The sequence below is a fragment of the Paracoccus sp. (in: a-proteobacteria) genome, assembly GCF_032007265.1.
Taxonomy (GTDB): domain Bacteria; phylum Pseudomonadota; class Alphaproteobacteria; order Rhodobacterales; family Rhodobacteraceae; genus Paracoccus.
Map to the genome: position 1 here is coordinate 1 of NZ_DALZMB010000163.1, position 5,835 is coordinate 5,835.

A 5,835-nucleotide genomic window follows, 5' to 3' on the forward strand; every position below is an offset into this window, starting at 1 on the left:
GCCCGGCGCCGGATCCAAGGCCACCAAAGCCGCCGATCTGGGTGTCAAGGTCATCGACGAGGATGAATGGATGGTGATTGCAGCGCAATGACACAGACCAAGGGGCGGCCCCCGGCCTTATTTCCGCTGTTCGCCGGCATCGAAACTTTGACCGGCGTGGGGCCCAGGGCTGCGGAAAGTCTGGGCCAAATGGGGATTACGCGGCCCCGTGATCTGATCCTGACGCTGCCGCAATCCGGGATCAAGCGGCGCAAGATTGCGCTTCTGTCCCATGCCCAGCCCCCGGAAATCATCTCGATCGAGGTAAGCGTCGAGCGCCACCTTGCCGCCTCGGCCAAAGGGCGTCCTTGGCGCGTGATTTGCAGCGATGGGGTGCAGGAATTGCAGCTGGTGTTTTTTCACCCCCGCCGCGATTGGTTGGAAAGCCAGCTGCCTGTGGGCGCGCGCCGCATCGTCTCGGGCAAGATTGAACGCTTTGATGGTCAGGCCCAGATGGTGCATCCCGATCATATCTTGGCGCCGGATGAGGCCACCCCAGCAGATTTCGAGCCAGTCTATCCGCTTTCTGGCAAGCTGACGCAAAAGGTCATGCAAAAGGCGGTTAAGGCCGCGTTGTCGCGTGTACCTGAGGTGGGGGAATGGATCGATCCGGCCTTGCTGGCGCGCGAAAGCTGGCCCGGCTGGACCGAGGCTTTGCGGTTGGCCCATGCCCCCCAAGGGTTCGAGGCCCTGTCGGCCCATGACCCGGCGCGCGCGCGGCTGGCCTATGATGAACTTTTCGCCCATCAGCTGACATTGGCCTTGGTCCGTCGGGATCGCCGCAAGCGCGCGGGTCGGGTCAACCAGGGTGACGGACGGCTGCGCGACAAAGTATTGGCAGGGCTGCCTTGGCCGCCCACGGGTGCGCAACTGCGCGCAAGCGCCGAAATTGCCGCCGATATGGCCGAGCCGCACCGCATGAACCGACTGCTTCAGGGGGATGTCGGTGCGGGCAAGACGCTGGTGGCATTTCTTGCGCTTTTGGTTGCGGTCGAGGCGGGCGGGCAAGGCGTGATGATGGCGCCCACCGAGATTCTGGCGCGCCAGCATTTCCGCGCATTAGAGCCGCTGGCCAAGCTGGCTGGGCTGCGTATCGAGGTGTTGACGGGCCGGGACAAAGGCGATGCCCGTGCGAATATTTTGACCGATCTTGCCGAGGGGCGCATCCATATTCTGGTTGGCACCCATGCCGTAATCCAGAAAACCGTGGAATTTCATGACCTTCGTCTGGCCATTATCGACGAGCAACACCGTTTCGGCGTGACCCAGCGGATGGAGCTGGCAGGCAAGGGGGATGGCCTTCCCGTTGATATGTTGGTGATGACGGCCACGCCCATTCCGCGCTCGTTAGCGCTGGCGCAATATGGGGATATGGAGCTGTCGGTTCTGGATGAAAAGCCCGCTGGCCGACAGCCTATTACAACGATTGTTGTTTCAGATCAGCGTCTTGATGAAATCGTCGCGCGCCTAGATGGCGCGATCTTGGCCGGTGCCCGCGCCTATTGGGTCTGCCCCTTGGTCGAGGAAAGCGAGGTTTCAGATCTTACCGCCGCAGAGGCGCGCTTTCAGCTGCTGCGCGCGCGATTTGGCGACAAGGTGCGGCTGATTCACGGGCAGATGCCGCCGGATCAGCGCGATCTGGCGATGGCAGATTTCGCTTCGGGGCGGACGCAGCTTTTGGTGGCCACCACGGTGATCGAAGTCGGGGTCGATGTCCCCGAGGCGACGATCATGGTTATCGAGCGTGCCGAAAGCTTTGGGCTGGCGCAGTTGCACCAGTTGCGCGGACGGGTCGGACGCGGCAGCGGGGCCTCGTCCTGCCTGCTGCTTTACCACGAGCCATTGTCAGAAGCCGGGCGACGTCGCCTGCAAATTCTGCGCGAAACCGAGGATGGTTTTCGGATCGCAGAAGAGGATCTGATGATGCGTGGGGCGGGCGATGTCATTGGCACGGCGCAATCGGGCTTGCCGCGCTTTCGCATCGCCGATCTTGAGCGACAGGCCGGTTTGATGAGCATGGCCCGCCGCGATGCCCAGGCGTTTCTAGAGCGCGATTCGGCCTTGGAAAGCAGTCGGGCCGATTCGGTCCGATTCCTGCTTTGGCTGATGGAACAGGACAAGGCGATCCGCTTGATTGGTGCGGGATAACCGGGCTTTTTGCATGTTCTCTTAACAGTTCTTAAAAAGTTCTTGCCTTGTTCCTGTCTATATGAGAACAAATGAGCAACCTGATGATGGAGGCTCAAATGACCCGTGAATTCATCTCTGACCTGATCGGGGGGACAGCGCTTGTTGCCACTTCGATTACCGTATTCTGGCTTCCGGCCTTGCTGGCTGGCTGATTTTACTGCGCATTTCTTGTCCGCGCATCTCTGCCCCGCGTATCGATTACGGTGCCATCGCCTGTCACTGTAAGCCTGAGCCCCAGGTTTCGTTTGCGCGCAACTGCCGGTTCCCGTTTTACGCGGCCGGCATTTTTCTTAAAATCCTGTGAATTTAGATCGTCTGCCAGAAAGGCTGACAAGTAAGCCTCAGGCGGCGTCGATCGCGGCCAAAGTGGCGTCCCATACCAGCAAGATCGAGGCATGGCGATTTGGAAAATCACGTGCAGGCAAAAGCGTCTCTAGCGCGGAAAACTTTCCTTCGGGGGCAGGGCCCTGATTTTGCAGCATCGCAATCAGCGCGTCGCGTGCTTGGGAAATTTCAGCGCGCGTGCAGCCGATCACATGCTGGCCCAGGATCGCCGCCGAGGCTTGGCCCAAAGCGCAGGCCCGGATTTCTTGAGCGAATTCAGAGATCTGATCGCCGTTCATGATCACATCGACCGTCACCGACGAGCCGCATTGCGGCGAGCGTTTGTAGCCGCTAGGCGCGCCCTCTGACAGACGCCCTAGATGGGGTATATCAGCTGCCAACGCCAGAATACGGCGCGAGTAAAGCTGCATCAATTCGCTGTCGGACATGGCTTTTCCCGCAAGGTCAGGGCGTTTAGATAGGGCCGAGCATCGCGAAAGGAAAGCCTATGTTCGATCCTGCCAGCCTGAAGTTTGACCTCAATGGGCTTATTCCCGCCGTGGCACAGGACCATCTTTCGGGCGAGGTCCTGATGGTGGCCTGGATGAATGCCGAAGCGGTTGCACGTACGCTGTCCACGGGAAAGGTGACCTATTGGTCGCGTTCGCGCCAGTCATTCTGGGTCAAGGGGGAAAGTTCGGGCCATGTTCAGAAGCTGGTGGATTTCCGGCTGGATTGCGACCGGGATTGCCTGTTGGTTCTGGTTGAACAGCTTGGCCCCGCCTGCCACACCAACCGGCGCAGCTGCTTTTACACCTCGGTGCGTGACGGCGTCGAGGTCGAGCTGATGCAGCCCGAACAGGGCTAAAGCCCGATCATGTGACGAATATCCTCAGGCGTTGCGCCCTCGGCCCGGTAAAGGCTGATGGCGCGCGCGTCGTCACGCTTGGCGAGGCGCTTGCCGTTTTGATCGCGGATCAGGCGATGGTGGTGATAGCGTGGCAGCGGCAGGTGCAGCAGGCGTTGCAAAAGCACGTGGATCCATGTCGAATCCAGCAGATCCTTGCCACGCGTCACCAGATCGATGCCCTGCGCGGCATCATCGACCACCACCGCCAGATGATAAGAGGTTCCCATACCGCGCCGGGCCAAGACGACATCTCCGACGCCGTGGATGAACTCTGACGCGCTTAGGATATGCGGCAGGCCGGGGGTAATGTTTTCGTCCATGAAGGCGATGTCCTGGGCACCCAGCAGCTCTAATGCCGCCGCTGCATTCAGTCGGATCGCATCATTTTCCCCTGCCTGAGCATGGCTGCGGTGGCGGCAGGTTCCGGGATAGACTGGACCGTCAGGCCCGATCAGCACACCGCGAGGCTGCTGATCCTGACCCTCTTGCGGCGCGTCCAGTGCCATACGGATATCGGCGCGCCGGCACGAGCAGGGATAGGTCAAGCCAAGCCCTGCCAGTTGCCCAAGCGCCTCTTGATAGGCGCTTAGCCGCTGCGACTGGCGCCAGACGGGGCGCTGCCAATCAAGGCCGAGCCACGCCAGATCCTCGTAAATGGCGGCCTCATAGGCAGGGCGGCAGCGGCTTTGGTCGATATCTTCGATGCGAAGCAAGAACCCGCCCGCATCGGCCAGCTTTGCCGCCGTCAGCGCGGCAAAGGCATGACCCAGATGCAGCGGACCTGTGGGCGAGGGCGCAAAGCGGGTGCGGGTCATGGCCTTAGCCCTGCGCGGCGAGCCAGTCGTTGAAATCGGCCTTGGCGCGGTCGGTATAGGCGGGATAGCGGTCCTTGCGACCACGCCGCCCCGATTTGACGTCATCAAGCGGCGGGTAAAGGCCAAAGTTGACGTTCATCGGTTGAAAGGTCTTGGCCTCGGCGCCGCCGGTGATGTGATTGACCAGCGCCCCCATCGAGGTGGTCGGGGCAGGCGGCGCAAGGTCGCGGCCAAGGGCCTCGGCTGCGGCCATACGCCCTGCCAACAGGCCCATGGCGGCGCTTTCGACATAGCCTTCAACGCCCGTCACCTGCCCGGCAAAGCGCAGGTTGGGACGCAGGCGCAAACGCAAACGGTCGTCAATCAGCGTGGGAGAGTTCAGGAACGTGTTGCGGTGGATGCCACCCAAGCGCGCGAAGCTGGCGTTTTGCAGTCCGGGAATGCGTTTGAATACCTCGGTTTGCGCGCCATACTTCATCTTGGTTTGAAAGCCCACGATGTTGTAAAGCGTGCCCAAAGCATTGTCGCGGCGCAGCTGGACCACGGCATAGGCCTTTTCGGTCGGGTTATGGGCATTGGTCAGTCCGACCGGCTTCATCGGCCCGTGGCGCAGGGTTTCGCGTCCGCGCTCGGCCATGACCTCGATCGGCAGGCAGCCGTCGAAATAGCCTGCGGTCTCGCCCTCATGAAACTCGGTCTTATCAGCGGCAAGCAGCGCATCGATAAAGCCTTCGTAATCGTCACGCGTCATCGGGCAGTTGATATAAGCGGTCCGCTCTTCTTCGGTTTCGCCTTTGTCGTAGCGGCTTTGCAGCCAGCAAATCGACATATCGATGCTGTCGGCGTGGACGATCGGGGCAATGGCGTCGAAAAAGGCCAGCGAATCCGCGCCGGTCAGGCTTTGGATCGATTGTCCCAGCGCGGCCGAGGTCAAAGGTCCGGTGGCGACGATCCAGCTGCCGTCGCTTGGCAGTTCGGTGATCTCTTCGCCCCGGATTTCGATCAGCGGATGCTCGCGAAGCGCCTGGGTCACGGCCGCGGAAAAGGCATCGCGGTCTACTGCCAGCGCACCACCCGCGGGCAGGCGGTTGGCATCGGCCATGCGCATGATCAAGCCGTCGGCTGCGCGCATTTCCCAATGCAGTTGGCCGACCGCATTCATCTGATCATCATCCGAGCGGAACGAATTCGAACAGACCATCTCTGCGCAATCGCCGGTGCGGTGGGCAAAGGTTTCGACCTGGGGGCGCATCTCGTGAAGGACGACGGGCACGCCTGCTTGCGCGATCTGCCAGGCGGCTTCCGAGCCTGCAAGACCTGCGCCGATGATATGGATGGGCTGCATCGTCGGTTCCTTTTGCTTTCTTCCCTTGGCAGGGGTGGGCCGAGTAGGTAGCAACGAAGTCGATGTGCAGCAAGGGCGGGACAGGTCGACCGTGACAGAGTTTGAGACTTTTCGGGTGGATAACGCGGAATTGCGCATCCCGGTTCAGGGATTGAACGCGCGACTGCGTGGCCGGCTGCTGGATGGCGGCTATGAGCATTTCGAAAGAGATC

6 protein-coding genes are annotated in these 5,835 nt (G+C 61.1%); 3 read left to right on the forward strand and 3 right to left on the reverse strand.

The window, feature by feature from the left end:
- Positions 1-66 precede the first annotated feature (66 nt).
- Together recG and RTS12_RS19745 are read left to right on the forward strand one after the other, a co-directional pair.
- Positions 67-2,187: an ATP-dependent DNA helicase RecG gene (gene recG / locus RTS12_RS19740; protein WP_312531682.1), complete on the forward strand. Its 2,121-nt coding sequence runs from the start codon at positions 67-69 to the stop codon at positions 2,185-2,187.
- A gap of 71 nt (positions 2,188-2,258) precedes the next feature.
- Complete coding sequence (locus RTS12_RS19745; RefSeq protein ID WP_312531685.1) at positions 2,259-2,381, forward strand: hypothetical protein; 123 nt, start codon at positions 2,259-2,261, stop codon at positions 2,379-2,381.
- A 189-nt stretch (positions 2,382-2,570) separates the two neighbouring features.
- Here the strand turns inward: RTS12_RS19745 and RTS12_RS19750 are convergent, their stop codons facing one another.
- Entirely contained in the window at positions 2,571-3,002 is a 432-nt protein-coding gene (locus RTS12_RS19750; RefSeq protein ID WP_312531688.1) for an iron-sulfur cluster assembly scaffold protein, read from the reverse strand.
- Positions 3,003-3,061: 59 nt separating this feature from the next.
- Between RTS12_RS19750 and hisI the strand changes: the two genes are divergently transcribed.
- Positions 3,062-3,421 carry a phosphoribosyl-AMP cyclohydrolase gene (gene hisI / locus RTS12_RS19755; protein WP_312531691.1) on the forward strand — a complete coding sequence of 120 codons (360 nt, stop codon included), beginning with the start codon at positions 3,062-3,064 and terminating at the stop codon, positions 3,419-3,421.
- On the opposite strand, the gene gluQRS is transcribed toward hisI, so the two are convergent.
- Positions 3,418-4,278 (reverse strand): tRNA glutamyl-Q(34) synthetase GluQRS, encoded by an 861-nt coding sequence (gluQRS, locus tag RTS12_RS19760; protein WP_312531694.1) that lies wholly within the window; start codon positions 4,276-4,278, stop codon positions 3,418-3,420. The genes hisI and gluQRS overlap by 4 nt on opposite strands.
- A gap of 4 nt (positions 4,279-4,282) precedes the next feature.
- Positions 4,283-5,623 carry a methylenetetrahydrofolate--tRNA-(uracil(54)-C(5))-methyltransferase (FADH(2)-oxidizing) TrmFO gene (gene trmFO / locus RTS12_RS19765; RefSeq protein ID WP_312531697.1) on the reverse strand — a complete coding sequence of 447 codons (1,341 nt, stop codon included), beginning with the start codon at positions 5,621-5,623 and terminating at the stop codon, positions 4,283-4,285.
- Between the last annotated feature and the right edge of the window lie 212 nt (positions 5,624-5,835).

Coding starts and splice junctions, on each gene's coding strand:
- recG (WP_312531682.1), top strand. CDS start 67: ATGGATGGTGATTGCAGCGCAATGACACAGACCAAGGGGCGGCCCCCG.
- RTS12_RS19745 (WP_312531685.1), top strand. CDS start 2,259: ATGAGCAACCTGATGATGGAGGCTCAAATGACCCGTGAATTCATCTCT.
- RTS12_RS19750 (WP_312531688.1), bottom strand. CDS start 3,002: ATGTCCGACAGCGAATTGATGCAGCTTTACTCGCGCCGTATTCTGGCG.
- hisI (WP_312531691.1), top strand. CDS start 3,062: ATGTTCGATCCTGCCAGCCTGAAGTTTGACCTCAATGGGCTTATTCCC.
- gluQRS (WP_312531694.1), bottom strand. CDS start 4,278: ATGACCCGCACCCGCTTTGCGCCCTCGCCCACAGGTCCGCTGCATCTG.
- trmFO (WP_312531697.1), bottom strand. CDS start 5,623: ATGCAGCCCATCCATATCATCGGCGCAGGTCTTGCAGGCTCGGAAGCC.